At 39.2% G+C, this 16,222-nt stretch carries 20 protein-coding genes; 9 read left to right on the top strand and 11 right to left on the bottom strand.

What is annotated here, in order from left to right:
- A partial coding sequence (locus BCG07_RS04230) for an MFS transporter (RefSeq protein ID WP_286888854.1) occupies positions 1 to 522 on the bottom strand: 522 nt, incomplete at its 3' end.
- Positions 523 to 718: 196 nt separating this feature from the next.
- On the opposite strand from BCG07_RS04230, the gene BCG07_RS04225 reads away from it, so the two are divergent.
- The 4 genes from BCG07_RS04225 to BCG07_RS04210 all read left to right on the top strand — a co-directional run bounded on the left by BCG07_RS04225 (position 719) and on the right by BCG07_RS04210 (position 3,872).
- Complete coding sequence (locus BCG07_RS04225) at positions 719 to 1,258, top strand: DUF2058 domain-containing protein (RefSeq protein WP_006791224.1); 540 nt, start codon at positions 719 to 721, stop codon at positions 1,256 to 1,258.
- Positions 1,259 to 1,438: 180 nt separating this feature from the next.
- On the top strand, positions 1,439 to 1,762 hold the full coding sequence (locus BCG07_RS04220; RefSeq protein WP_008128263.1) for a c-type cytochrome: 324 nt from the start codon (positions 1,439 to 1,441) through the stop codon (positions 1,760 to 1,762).
- A gap of 140 nt (positions 1,763 to 1,902) precedes the next feature.
- The gene (locus BCG07_RS04215; protein ID WP_006791222.1) at positions 1,903 to 2,670 is read left to right on the top strand and encodes a class II aldolase/adducin family protein; all 768 of its coding nucleotides are present in this window, start codon (positions 1,903 to 1,905) and stop codon (positions 2,668 to 2,670) included.
- A 26-nt stretch (positions 2,671 to 2,696) separates the two neighbouring features.
- Positions 2,697 to 3,872 carry a mandelate racemase/muconate lactonizing enzyme family protein gene (locus BCG07_RS04210; RefSeq protein WP_248519539.1) on the top strand — a complete coding sequence of 392 codons (1,176 nt, stop codon included), beginning with the start codon at positions 2,697 to 2,699 and terminating at the stop codon, positions 3,870 to 3,872.
- Positions 3,873 to 3,938: 66 nt separating this feature from the next.
- Here the strand turns inward: BCG07_RS04210 and BCG07_RS04205 are convergent, their stop codons facing one another.
- The 8 genes from BCG07_RS04205 to BCG07_RS04170 all read right to left on the bottom strand — a co-directional run bounded on the left by BCG07_RS04205 (position 3,939) and on the right by BCG07_RS04170 (position 9,668).
- Positions 3,939 to 4,313: a hypothetical protein gene (locus BCG07_RS04205; RefSeq protein WP_286888849.1), complete on the bottom strand. Its 375-nt coding sequence runs from the start codon at positions 4,311 to 4,313 to the stop codon at positions 3,939 to 3,941.
- Positions 4,314 to 4,364: 51 nt separating this feature from the next.
- A complete protein-coding gene (locus BCG07_RS04200; protein WP_286888847.1) occupies positions 4,365 to 5,204 on the bottom strand; it encodes an amidohydrolase family protein in 840 nt (279 codons plus the stop codon).
- The gene (locus tag BCG07_RS04195; protein ID WP_286888845.1) at positions 5,201 to 5,929 is read right to left on the bottom strand and encodes an SDR family NAD(P)-dependent oxidoreductase; all 729 of its coding nucleotides are present in this window, start codon (positions 5,927 to 5,929) and stop codon (positions 5,201 to 5,203) included. The genes BCG07_RS04200 and BCG07_RS04195 overlap by 4 nt, the downstream gene beginning before the upstream one ends.
- A 20-nt stretch (positions 5,930 to 5,949) precedes the next feature.
- On the bottom strand, positions 5,950 to 6,438 hold the full coding sequence (locus BCG07_RS04190; RefSeq protein WP_286888843.1) for an FKBP-type peptidyl-prolyl cis-trans isomerase: 489 nt from the start codon (positions 6,436 to 6,438) through the stop codon (positions 5,950 to 5,952).
- 66 nt (positions 6,439 to 6,504) lie between these two features.
- Positions 6,505 to 7,992, bottom strand: coding sequence for a LysM peptidoglycan-binding domain-containing protein (locus tag BCG07_RS04185; RefSeq protein ID WP_286888842.1), 1,488 nt, complete (start codon positions 7,990 to 7,992; stop codon positions 6,505 to 6,507).
- 55 nt (positions 7,993 to 8,047) lie between these two features.
- Positions 8,048 to 9,070: an MBL fold metallo-hydrolase gene (locus BCG07_RS04180; RefSeq protein ID WP_058429628.1), complete on the bottom strand. Its 1,023-nt coding sequence runs from the start codon at positions 9,068 to 9,070 to the stop codon at positions 8,048 to 8,050.
- A gap of 62 nt (positions 9,071 to 9,132) precedes the next feature.
- Entirely contained in the window at positions 9,133 to 9,438 is a 306-nt protein-coding gene (locus tag BCG07_RS04175) for a cell division protein ZapA (RefSeq protein WP_286888840.1), read from the bottom strand.
- Positions 9,438 to 9,668, bottom strand: a complete 231-nt coding sequence (locus BCG07_RS04170; protein WP_277053714.1) for a cell division protein ZapB — start codon at positions 9,666 to 9,668, stop codon at positions 9,438 to 9,440. Before BCG07_RS04170 ends, BCG07_RS04175 begins: the two co-directional genes overlap by 1 nt.
- A gap of 448 nt (positions 9,669 to 10,116) precedes the next feature.
- Between BCG07_RS04170 and BCG07_RS04165 the strand changes: the two genes are divergently transcribed.
- Complete coding sequence (locus tag BCG07_RS04165) at positions 10,117 to 10,956, top strand: 23S rRNA (adenine(2030)-N(6))-methyltransferase RlmJ (RefSeq protein WP_039037970.1); 840 nt, start codon at positions 10,117 to 10,119, stop codon at positions 10,954 to 10,956.
- Between the two features lie 94 nt (positions 10,957 to 11,050).
- Here BCG07_RS04165 and BCG07_RS04160 read toward each other — a convergent pair whose 3' ends face one another.
- Positions 11,051 to 11,617: a PhnA domain-containing protein gene (locus BCG07_RS04160; RefSeq protein ID WP_010556671.1), complete on the bottom strand. Its 567-nt coding sequence runs from the start codon at positions 11,615 to 11,617 to the stop codon at positions 11,051 to 11,053.
- A gap of 73 nt (positions 11,618 to 11,690) precedes the next feature.
- Complete coding sequence (locus BCG07_RS04155; protein WP_008130444.1) at positions 11,691 to 12,440, bottom strand: substrate-binding periplasmic protein; 750 nt, start codon at positions 12,438 to 12,440, stop codon at positions 11,691 to 11,693.
- A 153-nt stretch (positions 12,441 to 12,593) separates the two neighbouring features.
- On the opposite strand from BCG07_RS04155, the gene BCG07_RS04150 reads away from it, so the two are divergent.
- The 4 genes from BCG07_RS04150 to BCG07_RS04135 form a co-directional block, all read left to right on the top strand.
- A complete protein-coding gene (locus BCG07_RS04150) occupies positions 12,594 to 13,859 on the top strand; it encodes an EAL and HDOD domain-containing protein (RefSeq protein WP_058429631.1) in 1,266 nt (421 codons plus the stop codon).
- 2 nt (positions 13,860 to 13,861) lie between these two features.
- Positions 13,862 to 14,479: a paraquat-inducible protein A gene (locus BCG07_RS04145; protein ID WP_243531847.1), complete on the top strand. Its 618-nt coding sequence runs from the start codon at positions 13,862 to 13,864 to the stop codon at positions 14,477 to 14,479.
- 59 nt (positions 14,480 to 14,538) lie between these two features.
- Positions 14,539 to 14,913, top strand: a complete 375-nt coding sequence (locus BCG07_RS04140) for a hypothetical protein (RefSeq protein ID WP_243531845.1) — start codon at positions 14,539 to 14,541, stop codon at positions 14,911 to 14,913.
- A 149-nt stretch (positions 14,914 to 15,062) separates the two neighbouring features.
- A partial coding sequence (locus BCG07_RS04135) for a TolC family protein (protein ID WP_286888831.1) occupies positions 15,063 to 16,222 on the top strand: 1,160 nt, incomplete at its 3' end.

Here is a 16,222-nt window from a genome sequence, read left to right as displayed (position 1 = left end):
GGGCTTTATTAATATGGCTAAAAAAACAAGCATAAAAGCAATTAAGTAATAAAAGCTTTGCCAATGCCATAAGTCACTAAACAGTGCAGCAAGTACTCTTCCAAAGTAACCACCTGCAATACTGCTGCCTATATAAAATGTCATATTTTTTTGAAGTGTACTAGCGCTAAAGCTTATACCTATGAAACTGGTCATGGCGGTTAATGCTGCGGGAAGAGTAAGGCCTTGTAAAAACCTTACTAACAGTAAGAGCTCAAAACTAGGCACCCATATAAATAGCAAGCAGCTAAAGCTCAGTATTATCATTGCAATGCGAAGTATTTTTAAAGGATTCTGTTTAGCTAAAAACAAGCCGTATACTAATGGTGCAATAGCGAGTGGCAGCATGGTTGCCGTCATAAGGCTACCAGCAACGGCAGGCGATACATTATATTCACTCGCAAATAAGTTCAATAACGGTTGAGGTGCATAAAGCACAAAAAATATAACAATGGAGCAAGCAAGTAGATGAATTAAGCGCATTATTTGGCTTATGAGTTAGCTAGTTGGCTACTTAATTGTATTGAAAGTTAACTCTAATTGATAATTAAAAGTACGATTATTGCTTTATATCATGCTTAGTATGAAGGAGTTTGTTAGATTAATACCAATAGCACTGTTATTTAAACGCGTTGATGATTAAAATGAGCGTAATATTAGTTTTTACTGGAACAATGCCATGGGTTCATTACAAGACCAATTGCTTCAAGCAGGGTTAACAACATCGCATAAAGCTAAAGTTGCTAAATCAGAAAAACGTAAGCAACAAAAAAAACAAAAAAAGGGGGCGACAAGTAACCCTAGTGATCTGCAAAAGCATATTCAACAAACTAAACTTGAGCAGCAGAAAAAAGCAGAAGAGCTTAACCAAGTTCGCCAAGTTAGCCTTAAACAGCGTGAGCAAGAAGCACGCGTTAAACAAATTTTAGAGCACAACAACCAAGATGCTATTCGTGGTGAGCGAACCTTTAATTTTACTTACGACAAAAAAGTTAAAAGTATTGAAGTGAATGAAAACACTCAAAAAGCATTGTCGGGTGGTCGTTTAGCAATTTGTGTCCTAGAAGGGCAGTTTTATGTATTAGAAGACGAACCCGCTCGCAAGGTGGCTGAAGTTGACGAAAAATACATTGTTTTTCATGTAGAAGCTGAAAATAAACCAAAAGATGAAGACGATCCGTACGCAGATTTTGAAGTGCCAGACGATTTAGTATGGTAACAATCAGTTAAGCGTCTGCTCATATTTATTTGCTAAACTAATTATGAGCATAAAACGAGCTAGCAGTGTAGGATTAAGTTGATCGTCTAGCATCGTTTCTAACGTATGCTTTTTATTTGATTGTTGACTACAATCAATTGAACAGTTTTTTCTAACCGTCAAAAAAGAAGAGTAAATACAATGAGCAAGATGAAAACACTAATACTAGGCGCGGGCATTAGTTTAGCCGCAAGTTTCTCGTTTAATGCAGCTGCTGCCGATGGCGCCGCTCTTTACACTGCAAAAAATTGTCAAACCTGCCATGGTGCAGATGGTAAAGCACCAATAATGGGTATGTACCCTAAACTTAATGGCCAAAACAAAGATTATTTAGTTGCACAAATGAAAGACATTAAGTCGGGTGCGCGTAATAATGGTATGTCTATGGCGATGAAAGCAATGGTTGCTACAGTAACAGACGAAGAGTTTGAAGCTATTGCAGACTACTTATCTAAAGTAAAATAACTCAAAGTAGTTATTCGCCCTTTAAAAACAGCCACACACGTGTGGCTGTTTTTGTTTGTTGATTGCTATAAAGAACAGAGTGTTTTAGACTTCTAAACATCTATTCGCACTTGTTATGTGTGTATTTTAAAAGGCTTACTATGTTTGATTTACCCCAACTCGATTTAAAAAATAAAGTATCTGCTCAAGAGTGGCAACTTCGTGTCGACCTTGCTGCCTGTTACCGGCTAGTGGATCACTTTCGCTGGGGAGATTTAATTTACACGCATTTATCAGCGCGTTTGCCGGGCACTGACCATTATCTTGTTAACGCTTTTGGGTTAACATTTGACGAAGTAACCGCGTCAAACTTAGTTAAGGTCGACTTAAACGGGAATATAATCGACGACACTCCCTTTAGCATTAATCCTGCTGGTTTTACTATTCATAGTGCAATACACGAAGTAAGAGAAGATGCGCATTGCGTTATTCACCTGCACACCAAAGAAACTATTGCTGTGGCTACGCAAAAAAAGGGCTTATTACCATTGAGCCAGTATTCTATGTTTTCATTGCCGTCGCTTTCATATCACGGTTACGAAGGCCTTGCAGTCAATGATGATGAGCGCAAAGTCCTTCAGGATGATCTAGGCTCAACCAATCACATGTTATTAGTTAACCATGGAGGGTTAACTGTAGGCCCTACTGTAGGCGATGCGTTTATGCGTTTTTACGACTTACAGCGCGCCTGCGAAATACAATTAGCGCTGCAAGCTAGTTCGCAAGAGGTAATTCCCGTGCCTCAACCAATTATCGACAATATTTATAATCAAGCTAATGTGGTTCATAGCGGCAGCACCGGAGGCCAGCTTGCTTGGCCTGCTATGCTGCGTAAAGCGTATCGGCTTGATCCCAGTTTTGCAAAATAACCTTAACAGGTTAATAAGGAATTTTTATGAAGGTAAATCGCGTAGAAGTATTTGATATTCATTGTCCAGAGCGCCCAGCATGGACACCTGTATTCGTTCGCATTCATACTGATGAGGGCATTAGTGGTGTGGGTGAAGCGGGTCTTGCTTATGATTTAGGTCATAGCGCAGCCGCCGCCATGATCAAAGAAATGGCAGATGCTTTTTTAATTGGTCACGACCCGTTTCAGACAGAAAAGCTATGGTCTCGTATGTTACGAGAAAGCTTTTGGGGCTTAGGTGGTGGACCCGTTGTGTACGCTGCAATGAGCGCTATTGATACTGCGCTTTGGGATATTAAAGGTAAGGCGCTTGGATTACCGGTATATCAATTACTTGGTGGTAAGGTTAACGACAAGCTTCGTACTTATGCATCACAACTGCAGTTTGACTGGGATAGCGAATTTAAAGCGCTAGTTCAGCCACAAGAATATGCAGAGGCAGCATTAAAAGCCATGGCTGAGGGTTACGATGCGGTAAAGGTAGATCCAATTCAATACGATAAAGACGGTAATACCTATTACGACCGAACTAATATTATTTCACGCCCAGAAATGAAGTTGTATCGCGCGCGTATGCAAGCTATTCGTGAAGCCGTGGGTGATGAAGTGGATATTATTTTTGAATGCCATAGTTTACCGGGTGCTACATCTGCTATTCAAATTGGTGAAATAGCCGAAGAATTTGATTGTATGTACTTTGAAGAGCCTGTGAACTACTTAAATCACTCATTGCATGCCAAAGTAGCAGATAAAGTTAATGTGCCAATTGCAGGTGGTGAGCGCTTGTATAACCGCTGGGGGGTTCGTCCTTATTTAGAAGATCAGAGTATTGACGTACTTCAGCCCGATATCGGTTTATGTGGTGGTTTTACTGAAACTAAAAAGGTATGTGATTACGCTGATATTTTTGATGTACGCATTCAGGCGCACGTATGTGGTGGCCCAGTAGCTACTGCGGCTTCATTGCATTTAGAAACAGCTATTCCTAACTTTTTAATTCATGAGCATCACACGTATGCAATTAAAAAGTGGAACCGCGAGTTGTGTTTACAAGACCCACAACCTAAAAATGGTTTCTTTGAAGTATCTGAAGAGCCAGGTTTGGGTATTGAGTTAAACGATGAGATTGTAATGCGGTCGCAACGTGTAGAAATAAAATAATAACTATGGTTGTTATTATAACAGCCGGTAAGTGATTATTCACTTACCGGCTTTTTATTAGCAGAATTAAGGTTGTTCGTTAATTACGCACTCAACACCTTTGAGCTCTTGAGTTGCTTTGCTATCTACGTGGCGTATAAAGCATTGTTTGTTTTTTATCATCAGCTCAAATTGGTCGGGTGGATTAAGCTGATGACTTTTTATTATGTTATTTTCGTTTAAATTACTCAGCGTAACCACACTGTTTATTGTAAATACATCGTCATCTAACGTTATATTTTGCATATTCATAAGGGTATTGATTACTTTGTTAACTGCGTTTTGATTAGGCGCTAAAAGTAATGCATGTTGTAATTTTGGAGTGGGTTCAGCGTGTTGCGATACACAGCCACTTAATAAAGTGCACAAAGCTAAGCTCGAAATGAATAATGTGTTTTTCATAAAACCTACGCCATTTTAAGCATAATAAAATTTAAATATAACGACTTTTACTTACACTTGGTAGTAATGCTTTGCATTTGCGTAGCTGAGCTTAAGCCAAAGGCTATGGCTATTACATAGCGCATAATGCTGATGCCATAGGGCATTGTAATACGTGTTTATTTGGCATACCGGAAAGTTACTAGCAAACATAATACGCTGTTCGCCAAAATGCTTTAAAAGCCACTTAAAGCAGGCTTCTTGTTGTGATTGTGTCAGGTCTAATAATTCAAAGCCAGAAAACTTAATGGCAATGTTGCTATATTGGGCAAGTAGTTCAACGCCTTTTTGCCAAGAGATCAAATCATCAGGCAACCCTGCATGGTTAAGAATAATTTGTAGGTGAGGTAATTGTTTTGCACAGTGAGCAATATGATTGGCCACACTAATATTGTGTAACTCAAATTGCGCTTCAAAATGCAATTTGTTTGCTGCTAATAAATCAAGATTATGAATACAACGAGGGCTTTTTAGCCTTACTGCGTCATCCCCTTCGGTTATATCTCTAATACCACATAAGCTTGAATGAGCAAGCGCATTTAGTGCATTACTAAATTGCTCAGCAGGGGCATCTATTTGGTTAAAGCTAATGGCTTTAAATGGCATTTCACTTAAATGCTTACTTAGCCAATTTAGCTCCTTAATTGGGGCTGAGTTATCAAAGCCTGCTTCTATGTGAACAAGGCCTTTTAATTTAAAGTCGGTACTGTTGGCAAGTTGTTGTGCGCTAATAGGCCGTTTTATTTTTTCTAAATTGGGCCACGCAGGAGGATTGCTTCCTTGTAGCCAAGTGTATTGACCATCGAGTAAATTAAAAAAATGAACATGCGGGTCAATTATATTTGTACTCATTGGGCTGTATAGCCGCCATCAATACTTTGTAAGCTGCCAGTAATAAAGCTTGCATCGTCACTTGCTAGAAAACTCACAAGAGCGGCTACTTCATCGGCTTGACCTAATCGGTTTAGCGGTTGAAGACTGGCTTCCTCTGCCACTATATCGGCTTTGTTTGCACCGATTTTATCGCAGTAAGCGTCTATTGCGTTATGAAATAAAGGGGTTTCAATGGTGCCTGGACACACTGCATTAGCACGAATATTAAAGCGTGCATAATCAAGTGCCGTAGTTTTTGCCATTGAGGCGAGGGCATGTTTAGTGAGGTTGTAGGCAAATGAATTTTGCTTGGCAATTAATGCTTGGTCGGATGCTATTAATATAATAGAACCCGCATTATTTGCCTTCATCGTTGGGAGTACGCTTTGTACTGCCGCATAGGCGCCTTTTACATTAAGCGCAAATAGCGAATCGAGCGTTTGCTCATCAGTGCTTTCTATATTTGCGCTTAAGTGTTTTCCAGCATTAGAAACCAGTACGTCAATACGTTGAGATTGTTCATGTATCGTGTTTATCGAGCGGCGGACAGCCTCTACATCACTTACATCGCAATGATGAAAAACACCTACATCACTTGGTGTGATATCAAGGTTATGGACCTCATAGCCACTGGTTAGTAAGCGTTTTACTATCGCTAGGCCAATCCCTTTTGTACCACCTGTTACAATTGCAACTTTTGACATACTTGTTCCTTTTTCGCTAATTAGTGAGCGTGGCCACAACCGCCTTCAACGTGAACATGGCCATGCGAAATCTCTTCGCTGGTTGCTTCGCGTACCGATACAACTTCAACATCAAATGTCAGAGTTTTACCTGCAAATGGGTGATTTAGGTCACAATCGGCATTAAAACGACCAACTTTAACAATAGTCACTTGATGACGGCCTTGGTTAGATTGAACCATTGCGGTCATACCTGGTTTCCACACTTTAACATCGCCTTGTAAATGCTTTAGTGGAATGCGTTGAATTAAGTCATCAACTCGCTCACCATAAGATTCACTTGGTTCAAGTGTTACACTAAATTTATCGCCGGCACTTTTATCTTCAAGGGCTTTTTCTAAACCCGGAAGCATACCTTCGCTACCATGGATGTAGCTAAGTGGTGCATCATTTACACTACTTTCAATTTGCTCACCTGCTTCACTGAGTGTGTAGTGAAACTCTACTGCCGAATTTTTACTAATTTGCATGCTGATCTCTTTCAATAATAACTATGTTAGGGCGTGATTTTACGCGAAATAGATTGGTTTATAAACTTAACGTGGTTGATTTAGTGTTTTTTGCAGATCAAGCAGTAGGTCTTTTTTGATTGGCTTGGCTTTAGGTTTTTCAGCTTGAGGAATAAAAAGTACTAGCTGACTGCCGGGCTTTAAAATACTTGAGGCTGATAATTTATTCCACTTAGCTAAATCGCTATGTGGTACGTCGTAAAGTTGGCTAATGCTCCACAGGCTATCTCCGGTTTTTACGGTGTAGTCTATTTCTATTGTTGGGATGACAATATCTTCTTGAGGTTCTAGATAAGGGCTTATTTTGTAATCTATGGTTAAAGAGCTTGGTAAGGTTTTGGGTTGCCCAACCAATAACTTTTCGCCTATACCAATAAAGTTATTGGCTTTGTTATTAAGCTGTTTAAGCGCTTTGACCGACATACTATAACGCTTTGCAATGCCATAGAGTGTATCGTTTTGCTTTACTATGTATTCACCAGCAAAGTTAGATTTAAAAAACTGACTTTTTAAAAGTGTCTCTTGGCCTATTGGCAGTAGTAAGGTATGTGGTCCGTTTGGCGAACTTTGATTTTTTAAATACCCTTGGTTAATTGCATGTAACTGCTTTGACCCAATTCCAGACAGTTTAGCAATAACTGAAAAATCGAATTGCTGACCTATATTCATTTGTGTGGTGAGTGGTTTATAGGCAAGTTTGGGTTGCTTCATGCCTTTTTGTGGATGCTTAACTAAATAACTTAAAGCGAGTAATTTTGGTACGTAATCAGCAGTTTCTTTTGGCAAGCTTAGCGACCAAAAGTCAGTGCTTTTTCCTCGTTTAGAGTTTTTCTCTATGGCCCGCTTTACGCGTCCTTCACCGCTATTGTAGGCGGCTAATGCATGTAGCCAGTTACCATTAAAGCGTTTATGTAAATAACTCAGATAATCCAGCGCGGCATCGGTTGAAGCAAGTACATCTTGGCGTCCGTCGTACCATTGATCTGACTTTATACCAAAGTGATACGCAGTCGCACCGACAAGTTGCCATACGCCAACAGCTTGCTGCGATGAGGCAGCTGTAGGTCTAAAGTCACTTTCCACAAAAGGCAGTAACGCTATTTCCATAGGGAGGTTTCTTTGCTCTATTTTTTTTACAATGTGGTATAAATAGGGTGCTGCACGCTTACTTACCGTGGTTAGGTATTTAGGCTGTTTTAGATACCACTTAATGCGCTTTTTTAAAGCCCGATTTTGATAAACCGTAAAGTGTAAGTTGTTAGCAATGTGCACCCATAAATCAGTCGTTTTTGGTGGGCGCTTTTTTACGACTCTATTTTTAACCTTTAGTGGCGTGCTTTGTTCTTCAATAAGCAGTGCTTGTTGCTTTTGGGGTATCGGTTCATCTACGTTTTGGTGATTAGCGTAATCAGGCTCAAAATGAGTAAATATTTGAGGTGCCTCTGCCTGCTTTTGCTCAGTTGATTCACAACCAAACAAAAAAAGTACTAAAAAGCATAATATCAAACTGCGCATAGTGATCACTTGAATAAATTCCTTTTATTATTTTAACACAATCCGTTGTGTTGGGTTATTGTGAGCTTTTAGCGCGATTGAGTCCTGCTTGTAAAAAAAACTGGCTCGACTTTTGGTTTAGCGTGTCTTGTTGATAAGGAGCGAGCACATTTTGTGGAAAAGATTCTATGAGTGCTTCAGTTGTTAGGTTTTGATTACTTTTGACGTGTTCAGTCAGGGCATTTAAAAATGCCAGTGGTTGCTTTAGTTGTTGTTTATTTAGAGTATCACCATGGCCTGGTATAATGAGTGATAGCTTTTCATTACTTATGTATTGTTTAAGCAACGTTTGCCAGCTTTTAAGTTCACCGTGGCCTGGGTAAGGCAGCCAATCAACAATATCACCGCCAATTAACGTGCTCCCATTGTTTGTAGTAATGGTTAAATCACCCGTAGTATGCGCTTTGTGTGGTGTGATATTTATTTCAAAGTTCCCTAAATTAAGCGTTTTACTTACTGCTAATGCTATTTTTGGTGGATTAAGCTTATATTCGCGCCAGCGAAAAAGTCGTGCTTTAGCCAGCTCTAACTTTTCTCGCCATGCTGTTTGTTCTTCTTTGGGAATTGAAGCTAAACGCTGATAACTCAGTTCAATGCTTTTTTCATAGCTGTCGAGTTTATCGATGTAGGCTTTTTGATAAGTTTTAAAATCAGCGCTCACTTGCTGGTGGGTAATGAGTTTAGCGTTTGGATAGTAGTGTTGAACCACCGCCATGCCCAGTAAGTGATCGTCGTGATAATGAGTTGCAACTAAATAACAAAGAGGCGTTTTAAGACGTTTTTTTAGTTCAACAACTAGTTGTTCAACACCGGCAAAATTCCCGCTGGTATCAACAAGTAGGGCGCATTCAGCGCCTTCGATTAACACTTGGTTTGAGTCGTAAAAGCGTAAATCGTCCTGTTGTTTTAAAAATTGGATATTGTTATTAATAGTTTGCCAGCTAATAGCTGCATTTGAATTGGCTGTGGCAAAAAGTAAACCTATCATCAGGAGTGTATATTTTAACGATGAGTGAATAGTGAGTAAGGAGTACTTCATTTGCGATCTCTTGCAGGCCATTTATTACCCTAATGATAAACAAAAAGCGCAGGTTGCGCTTTTTATTTTTTTTGTTCGGGGTTACTTGCCAAATGTTGGCTGAGTTTATCAACAAGTTGGTCTTGGTGTTGCTGCTCAACAGTTGCTTGTGTTTTTGCTTCAAGCAAATCGTGGCTTAAATTAAGTGCTGCCATAAGCAATGCTTTTTGATCGTTTCGAACGGTTGAACGCTGTTTCATTTGTTCAACTAAGTCGTTTAGATTTTTAGCTGCTGCTATCAATGCCTCTTCTTGTCCTTGCGGACAAGCAAATTGCTGCTCTTTACCTAGCAACTCAACAGTGACCCGCTGGTTTTGCAGCTCAGACATTAGTTAGCCTGTTGTGCGCTTTGTAATTTATCAAGCAAGCCAGTTAATGTTGTGCTGGCATCTTTTTGCTTTTCTTCATTTTCAAGCGCTTCTAGTTGTAAAAGCTCATTATCATCAGCAAGTTTGCTGTTTTGTTCTTTTAAGCTAGCAACGTCAGTTTGCAATTGATTATTGCGTTCAATAAGTGAATCGATCAGTTGTTCGAGTTGTTGAAGAGTATTGTTGTCCATAAGGCGCTCATATAACTGTAATTAATGTCTTGCAAATGTAAAGCAAAGTACATTAATTTACTAGCATTTACGCGAGTTTTAGCTGATTTTTCTTCTTTGTTAAGGGATAATTCATACAACGTGCTTTTTTGTTCATATATGGTTCATTTAAACACCCTTTATCCAAGAGGTTGTTGAATTTTGCGGATTAAAGTTTGTTCAAACTAGGGGGTATTTAATCGTGGCGCGAGGTTTGTAACTCAGTGGACTCGGTAACTGCTCCCGCGTTATTCTACCGGCTTAAATTCATGTAAGTATAACCGCACTATGTAGGCTCTACTTTGCCTAAATATCAAACAGGCCGCTTAAACTTTAACCTCGAACGGTTAACAGACCCTAGTGCAAGTTGCTAAAGCCCAGTGCTTATGGTTCACTTGCGATATTAAATTGCGTATGGCGAAAATAAATAATGCTTAGTTACAGACACTCATTTCATGCGGGTAATCCGGCCGATGTTCTAAAACATCTTGTATTGGCTGAGGTGCTTAAATATCAAACAGTTAAGGATAAGCCGCTAGATTACATTGATACGCACTCTGGCGCAGGCTTTTTTGAACTCGCAGCAGCTGATGCTCAAAAAACGCAAGAATACCAAGACGGTATTGAAAAGTTGTGGGCGCACACAAGTGAGCATGAGGCACTTAACGAATACATTGACCTAATTAAATCGTTCAATAATACGAGTGACCTCGATTTTTATCCGGGTTCACCAAAAATTGCTGAACATTATTTACGTCGTCAAGATAAAGGTTGGTTTTTTGAATTGCACCCAAGAGACTTAGTCTTGCTAGAAAGTAATATGCAGGGTAAGCGCTCTATTCGAGTGCGCGGTGAAGACGGGTTCACTGGTTTGGTAGGGCTACTGCCACCTGCGTCTCGAAGAGCGTGCGTATTAATCGACCCACCATACGAAATTAAAGATGATTATGAACGCGTTGTAAAAACATTAATTAAAGCACATCAACGATTTGCAACGGGTACTTATATGATTTGGTATCCGGTTGTTGATCGGGAGCGCATTAACAATATGGAGCAGGGTTTAATTGATTCCGGTATGCGAAATATTCAGTTATTTGAGCTGGGAACCGAGGCCGATACTGACGTTCATGGCATGACTGCATCAGGTATGATAGTGATTAATCCGCCATGGAAGCTTAAACAAACTATGGATAATGTATTGCCTGAGCTAGTGTCATTGTTAAGTGAACCTACTGGCTTTTATAGGTGTGAGCAACTGGTTGACGAATAACCACTACTTACGAAAATGCCCAGCAGATCTGGGCATTTTTGTTCTAACTTATTAATCACAGTTAAAAGCGAAGATAGTGTGAGTTATTTGCTGCCTACTTTTTAACAAACTTAGTTAAAATGACAATGCGCTGGCCATCAACACGCCCTTCAATGTGTTCTGGGTTACTGGTTAAACCAATATTACGCACCGCAGTACCACGTTTTGCTGTAAGGCTACTGCCTTTTACATCTAAATCTTTTATAAGTGTCACGGTATCGCCAGCTTGAAGAACCACGCCATTACTATCGACATGTTTAACATCGTCATCTTCAGCAAGTGCTTTATTAGCCCACGCCAGAGTCTCTTCTTCTAGATATACCATGTCTAGTGCATCTTGTGCCCAACCGTTATCTGGCGCTAAGCGCGATAGCATTCTATAGGCAACAACTTGAACCGCAGGTGTTTGGCTCCACATGCTGTCATTTAAACAATGCCAATGCGTTGGAGTGATTTCGACGGTGTTTTCAATTTGTTCTTTGCATGTTTTGCAAGTGTAAATGCATTTGTCTGAATGTGTTTCGGTTACAGGTGGAACTTCATAAACAGATAAGTCATTGGTAGCTGTACACAATTCACACTGGTTATTGCTGCGTTCAATTAAGGCTTTTTCAATACTCATAGGACTACTTTTTTGGTGGGTTAATATTTTTGCATAGTATAACTCAGCGCACTGGGTGTGTGTTATAAATCCCTTAGTTTTGTATGGGTATTTCTTTCATGTATTTTTCAGCTATGTTGTTTATATAACCAATGCTGTGGAGGTTTTTTATTACTTTATTAATGATAGGCATTAAGTGCTTATGTTTGCTAAGCAGGCGAATTCTCAAAAAACCATGAGAATATTGAGCACCAAAACCAATGTTGATATTAAGTTTTTGTGACCAATATAAGGTTGGCAACTCACCTATTATGGCAACATCTACTCTTTTTCGAACTAGCGCCTCTATGAGTTCTTTTTCCGAAGGAAAATCAACGCGTTTAAATGTATCAGCATTGTGATAATAATAACCTAATACTGTGCCTACATTTTTACCCTCCATGTTGGACACATGTTGCCATTTTTTTGTGTTTTCGGGCAGCGTTACAAGCATTTCTGTTACTGTAATTAATGGGTCAGAAAATACATATTTGGTGTTGGTTCTTTCACTTTGAGGTAGCCAATCAAGCGAGATCACATCAAAGTCAATAATCCCTTCATTAAGGTATTTAGTGATTCGCTTTGCAGGTAGCGATTCATGAGAAGCAGAGATATTAGCGTCAATCAGTACTTTTTCAATGATTTCTGGTAACACTCCCGGGCGTTTAGGATTGTTGGTGTAGAAAGGGTAATGACTTCCAGATGAGCTAATGTTGTACTTTAGGGTATTGTTGCTTTGTGCTGCAATATTAGGAAGCGAGCTCAATGCTAAACATAATATCAATAACCACTTTAAAATAAGCAAACCCTCTCCTGTACTACGAACTTTTTTATTAGTTTTATTTACTTTGCAAAATTTTGCAACGATTAAGATGCATTTACTATACTTTTAATCTTTAACATAGATTAGACTCAAAAGATTAGCTTTAATTTTGCACAAACTTATAGGTGAATTCTATTGAACGTGTCTGACACCCCGTCGTTAACACCTACGTTGACACAATATGTTGCTAGGCAACCAATATTTGATGCTGACAAAGCTGTGTTTGCTTATGAGTTGCTTTACCGAAACTCCGCAAATAATGCGTTTCCTGTAGGCACTAGCGATGAGCACGCGACCAGCCGTTTGTTTTTTAATACCTTAATGCTAGTTGGCGCAGAAAAGCTTACAGCTCACCAACTTGCTTTTGTAAATCTTTCTACAGACGCCTTGCTGGATGAATTCCCTAAACTATTAAACCCTGAACATACTGTAATAGAAATTGTGGAGCGTACGGTAAATATTGCAGCGGTTGCTAGTCGTATTAAAGCGCTGAAAGGACAGGGTTATGTATTTGCACTGGACGATTATGACGGCGATGAAAAATGGGAGCCGTTACTCGCCCTTGTTAGTTATATAAAAATTGAGGCTGAAGAGCCTATTATTAAAACTAATATGCGGGTTAAAAAGCTGAAACGAAGTTACCCTCATTGCAAAATAATAGTAGAGCGAATAGAAACTTACGATCAGTTTATAAACTTACGTGATGCAGGTTGTGATTATTTTCAGGGATTCTTTTTTGCCCGCCCAGAAATGCTAACTTACAGTGGGGTCGATCCTTCAAAAGTTACCGTTTTCGAACTCCTTAAAGCAATAGCAAAAGAATCGTTATGCTTTGAAGAAATTCATCAGCGTGTAGCTAAAGATGTAGGAATAACGGCGCGAATTTTACGTTTGGCAAATGCACGTTCTAATAATAGTAATTTAGTTATTACGTCCATATCGCAAGCTGTTGTTTATTTAGGTGAGGACGTAATTCGCCAATTTGTGCGTGTATTAGCTGTTAGCGATTTAGGAATAGATAAACCAACAGAGTTGACTAAATTTGCTCTTGTACGCGCTCGGTTAATAGAGCTTATATTAGCTGAAACAAACAAAAATTTATCTCAGCAAGGTTACTTAGTGGGTTTGTTTTCGATGCTTGATGCGATATTAGATATTGAGCTAGCAACTATTGTAAAAGAGTTTACGCTAGATAAAAGCATAACAGATGCTTTGCTACTGCAAACCGGTTTGCTGGGTGATTGCTTATTACTGGCAAAAGCGATTGAAACTAAAAACTGGGCAGTGGTTGAAACACAACTTAAGTTGGTTAACCCAGAGATGGAAATAGAAAAAATATACAGCTTTATATTAGAGTCAATGCTTTATAGTGATGATGTAATAGAAGTTATGAGCGAATAAGTATGCGTAATTTTTTATCTGTTGTAAGTGTAGTTATTGCTTTATGTTTGTTATTTCCGGGTATTACAAAACCCGTGCTAACAATTGAAGGCAATATTGATAAATCAAAACTTGCTCAAGCGGGGATTGAAATGTTAGCTGAAGAGGGCGATGGCCGAACGCGCAGCATACTAATGATGTTTTCAAACATGTTGGGCCTGGATAAGTTAGACGGTGAGATTAGCGCTTATAGCAAAACGCAAAGTATTTACGGCACTATCACAGACCTAGCAAATAATAATAATTTACTTGTGGCTGCCTTGGTTGGTCTTTTTTCAGTTGTGGTGCCAAGCTTAAAGCTATTATTACAGCTACTGTATTGCTGCTTACCAGTGAATAGACTTAAGCAAGTATGTGGCAATATTGTTTGTGCACTCAGCAAATGGAGTATGGTTGATGTATTTGTAATAGCATTAATTGTTACGTATTTAGCGGGCAATGCACACGGTAAAAGTGGTGAATTGCTTGTTATGAATGCACAATTTGGTGAAGGGTTTTGGTATTTTAGTGGCTATTGTATATTTACAGTAATTGCCAGTTATTTAATTAAACCCCAAACCAAACTACAAAACACGCCCTAAATTATTTGTCGTCGTTTATAAGTTACTTTAAAATCCCCTTTTTTGATTGAGGTACTATTTTGCAACGCTTGTACACTATTTTACTTACGCTTACTTTACTGCTCACGTTTGTGGGTCAGTCGTTTGCGTCTGTAGCAAGTGAATGTGAAATGCCTCATCAGTCTAACGTTCACGTTAATATGCATTTGGGCAATAGTAGTGCAGAGAATAACAGCGCTCACCATTCCATGATGCAAATGGATTGCTGCGATGAGGAAGCGACTGCTCAAAATGAATGCAGTTGTCCCGTTAATGGCTGTACCGCTAACTCAATGCTTAATGTCGATATTCTAATACTTATTACAGTTACAAGTACTGAAAAAGTTAATACATGCGAATCGCGTGCTCAAACAACCTCTCCCAAATCACTTTACCGACCTCCAATGTTTGCTTAAATAGCAGGATAGGTGTGTCTAAATTTTATGGAACCTCAAGCTGATTTTTATCTTTTGAAAACGTGATTAGTTTTCGTATTAGGTGCGGCTGATATAAACACCTTTCTTGCCAATTTAAATTTTTTATTAATTTTTAAATGGAGCAAGTGATGAATTACGCTTTGAAAATAAATGCAGTGCTATGTTGTTTGACTTTGTTCAGTAGTGCGGCAAATACCCAAGAAGAAAAAACGACTGGCGCAATAGATGAGTATAGCTCTGTACGTACGCTAAACTTATCTCACGCCCTTACCTATGATCCGTGGTTATCGGCAAGCCGCCACCAAGAGCAAGCCATTATGGCGCAAAGTATTATGGCGGGTACTTTGCCCGACCCAACACTAACGCTTGGTCTTATGAACTTACCAACAAATGGTTATGCGTTTGACCAAGAAGGGATGACTCAATTTAAAGTGAGTCTAAGCCAAAAATTTAGCCGCGGTGATAGTCTATCACTGAAACAAAAGTCGCTTTTTCAGTCGTCTAAGCAATATCCATGGCAGCGAGCTGATAGGTTGGCTCAAGTCAAAGCGATGGTTACTGAGTTTTGGTTAAATGCTTATAGGGCTCAGTACAGTATTAATTTGATTGAGAAAGACAAAGAGTTATTTACTCAGCTTATTCAAATAACTGAGGCCAGCTACGCAAGTACGCAGGGTAAAACACGCCAGCAAGATATTATTCGTGCTCAGTTAGAGCTTACCCGCTTAGAAGATAAGCTACTCATACTTGAACAGCAACTTCACAGTGCTAAAAACCGGCTAGCGCAATGGTTACCCATAACAATGTTAGTAAAATCTTTAGACGATAAATTTATACCTCCTGTGGCGCTTACTGATTTTAATACCCTTGAATTTAGTCAACTTATGCAATTACTTATGGCTCATCCAGCTATTGTTGCTATAGAGCAAAGTGTGTTGGCAAAGCAAACACAAGTGAGCTTAGCGAAACAAAGTTATAATCCACAGATAGGGGTTAATGTGGGGTATGGCTATCGAGCAGACACCCGAATGGGCCAATCAAGAGCCGATTTACTTTCTGTGGGAGTTAGCATTGATCTCCCTTTATTTACGGATAACAGGCAAGACCAACACGTTAAATCGGCTATATCTATTACGGAAGCGACTAAAACACAAAAAAGGGTCGCTTTGCAAAAGCTCAAAGGTATGTATTTTAAAGAATATAGTCAGCTATCCCAGTTACAAAAACGAAATACGCTATATCAAAATATTTTATTAGTACAAATGGCTGAGCAATCACAAGCAACCTT

Origin of the sequence: Pseudoalteromonas sp. ESRF-bin5 (assembly GCF_002632075.1) — a bacterium.
Lineage (GTDB): Bacteria > Pseudomonadota > Gammaproteobacteria > Enterobacterales > Alteromonadaceae > Pseudoalteromonas > Pseudoalteromonas marina.
Note: the sequence above shows the minus strand (reverse complement) of the source record. Positions and strands in the feature narration are given on the sequence as shown.

Excerpts from the sequence above, each read along its gene's own strand:
- BCG07_RS04215 (WP_006791222.1), top strand. The coding sequence starts at position 1,903 with ATGTTTGATTTACCCCAACTCGATTTAAAAAATAAAGTATCTGCTCAA.
- BCG07_RS04165 (WP_039037970.1), top strand. The coding sequence starts at position 10,117 with ATGCTTAGTTACAGACACTCATTTCATGCGGGTAATCCGGCCGATGTT.
- BCG07_RS04205 (WP_286888849.1), bottom strand. The coding sequence starts at position 4,313 with ATGAAAAACACATTATTCATTTCGAGCTTAGCTTTGTGCACTTTATTA.
- BCG07_RS04185 (WP_286888842.1), bottom strand. The coding sequence starts at position 7,992 with ATGCGCAGTTTGATATTATGCTTTTTAGTACTTTTTTTGTTTGGTTGT.
- BCG07_RS04220 (WP_008128263.1), top strand. The coding sequence starts at position 1,439 with ATGAGCAAGATGAAAACACTAATACTAGGCGCGGGCATTAGTTTAGCC.
- BCG07_RS04200 (WP_286888847.1), bottom strand. The coding sequence starts at position 5,204 with ATGAGTACAAATATAATTGACCCGCATGTTCATTTTTTTAATTTACTC.
- BCG07_RS04210 (WP_248519539.1), top strand. The coding sequence starts at position 2,697 with ATGAAGGTAAATCGCGTAGAAGTATTTGATATTCATTGTCCAGAGCGC.
- BCG07_RS04160 (WP_010556671.1), bottom strand. The coding sequence starts at position 11,617 with ATGAGTATTGAAAAAGCCTTAATTGAACGCAGCAATAACCAGTGTGAA.
- BCG07_RS04180 (WP_058429628.1), bottom strand. The coding sequence starts at position 9,070 with ATGAAGTACTCCTTACTCACTATTCACTCATCGTTAAAATATACACTC.
- BCG07_RS04195 (WP_286888845.1), bottom strand. The coding sequence starts at position 5,929 with ATGTCAAAAGTTGCAATTGTAACAGGTGGTACAAAAGGGATTGGCCTA.
- BCG07_RS04145 (WP_243531847.1), top strand. The coding sequence starts at position 13,862 with ATGCGTAATTTTTTATCTGTTGTAAGTGTAGTTATTGCTTTATGTTTG.
- BCG07_RS04190 (WP_286888843.1), bottom strand. The coding sequence starts at position 6,438 with ATGCAAATTAGTAAAAATTCGGCAGTAGAGTTTCACTACACACTCAGT.
- BCG07_RS04225 (WP_006791224.1), top strand. The coding sequence starts at position 719 with ATGGGTTCATTACAAGACCAATTGCTTCAAGCAGGGTTAACAACATCG.
- BCG07_RS04175 (WP_286888840.1), bottom strand. The coding sequence starts at position 9,438 with ATGTCTGAGCTGCAAAACCAGCGGGTCACTGTTGAGTTGCTAGGTAAA.
- BCG07_RS04170 (WP_277053714.1), bottom strand. The coding sequence starts at position 9,668 with ATGGACAACAATACTCTTCAACAACTCGAACAACTGATCGATTCACTT.